This window comes from Microvirgula aerodenitrificans DSM 15089 (assembly GCF_000620105.1).
Lineage (GTDB): Bacteria > Pseudomonadota > Gammaproteobacteria > Burkholderiales > Aquaspirillaceae > Microvirgula > Microvirgula aerodenitrificans.
In genome coordinates this window covers 1-1,603 of the sequence record NZ_JHVK01000055.1, presented here as the reverse complement: position 1 = coordinate 1,603, position 1,603 = coordinate 1, and the positions used below count along the sequence as shown (strand labels likewise).

General features: G+C 55.6%; 1 protein-coding gene and 2 pseudogenes. 2 read left to right on the top strand and 1 reads right to left on the bottom strand.

Annotated features, from left to right (window positions below; genetic code table 11):
- Positions 1-66: 66 nt before the first annotated feature.
- Together Q352_RS21890 and Q352_RS24515 are read left to right on the top strand one after the other, a co-directional pair.
- A pseudogene (locus Q352_RS21890) lies at positions 67-207 on the top strand (Hin recombinase); the annotation flags it as partial.
- Positions 200-295, top strand: a pseudogene (locus Q352_RS24515) (integrase core domain-containing protein); the annotation flags it as partial. The pseudogenes Q352_RS21890 and Q352_RS24515, both read left to right, overlap by 8 nt.
- Positions 296-439: 144 nt before the next feature.
- Here Q352_RS24515 and Q352_RS24390 read toward each other — a convergent pair.
- A complete protein-coding gene (locus Q352_RS24390) occupies positions 440-1,567 on the bottom strand; it encodes a flavin reductase (protein WP_308417835.1) in 1,128 nt (375 codons plus the stop codon).
- Between the last annotated feature and the right edge of the window lie 36 nt (positions 1,568-1,603).

Below are 1,603 nucleotides of genomic sequence, written 5' to 3'. Positions count from 1 at the left end.
AAAACCGTAGCGGTGAGAAGTAGAGATTTCTGGCAAATTTGAGCCCATCCGGGCAGGAGATTTGTCATGAAAAAATCGAAGTTCACGGAAGAGCAAATTGCCTTTGCGCTACGCCAGGCGGAGTCGGGCACCACGGTCGCGGAGGTCTGCCGCATGATGGGCATCTCCGAGGCCACCTTCTACAACTGGAAGAAGAAGTACGGTGGCTGACGCGCGTGACAAGATCGAGCGCTGGCGGCTGGATTACAACAAATTCAGGCCGCACAGTTCGCTGGGCGACCGGACTCCCAGCGAGTTCTGGCTAGCCCATCTTGAAGCCGGAAATCTCCAGCTTAGACTGCTCGGTGAGTCTGGAGGAGGAGGTCAGCCAGCAGTAAGGCATAGATCCGGGTGGATTTCTCGCTCTCTTGAGCCTCTGCCGGTACTACTCATGGATATATCAATCCGGCATGCCTCTACCGATATCTTGGGCCTGCCCAATGGCATAAAAATGCCCTCCCGCAACATGATGCAGACTGCGCAGGGCTGGATCTGCTGTTTCGAAACACCAATGCCCATCTTTAAAGACTCGGGTGTCCGACCACGCGGCGACGATCTCTCCGATAAAAAGATCATAGGTATCCTGGTTATGTGACTCAGGGATGAGCCGGCAGACCAGCCAAGCCGAGCAGCCAGCAACGAGCGGCTGGTCATAGCCATCGATTTCAAACAGTTTTACGCCGCTGCGTACAAGCTTGTCTGGTTCATGGTGCAGGCTGCGGTGCCCAACCTGGTAGGTGAGATCAAGTTGGGCTACGGTGGGCACTTGGATAACAAAGGTTCCACTTTTCTCGACTAAATCCCGGGTTTTAGCGATTTTATCTAGCACCACAGTTAGTTTCGGTGGTGAATAGTCTAGGGCGCATGCCCATGCCGCAGCCATGACATTGTCGGTGCCATCGTTGCGAGCAGACACCAGCACGGTCGGGCCGTGGTTGAGTAAGCGGTAGGCTTTGTCTAGCGGCACTGGCTCAATGTGCTTGTCCATAGTGGCTCCTCTCAGTTTAGTTCGTTCTACGGATCCGTGCGACTGATCGAATGTCTGGGTCGCAGCCAGATAGCGCTGCAGGCTTTCGTGGCCAGAGATGATCAGTTCGCGAATGCCCTGCGTCTGCAATCCCTTGGGGTCGGGCTCGCGTGTATCGAAGCTGGCGGTCCACTGCACGACGGTCTTGTTCTGATCCGTTAGCCGCACTAATCTGACGGTTGCAATGTAGTTGTCCAAAGGCAGTGGTGCTTCCTCGAAGCAGTAGGAGAATGTCTGATCGCGCTCGTCTACCATCAGCAAGCGCTCGCGCAGCACGGCACCATCCTGCAAAGTGAGCCGACGGATACAGCCAACCAGACCGTCCGCCTGGTCGCCCTCAATCAGGCTTTCCGAAATGACCGGATGCCATTGACTGATTCCACCAAATTGCTTTAAGACGCTCCACACACGATCTACATGAACGTCGATCAGGGCGCTATATTGTAAGCGCCCGGTGAACCCCTGTTGACGCGCGCCATCATTCCTCGGCCGACCACCGATGCGGCAGCAGTTCCGCTATCCGACTCTGCTTCCAGC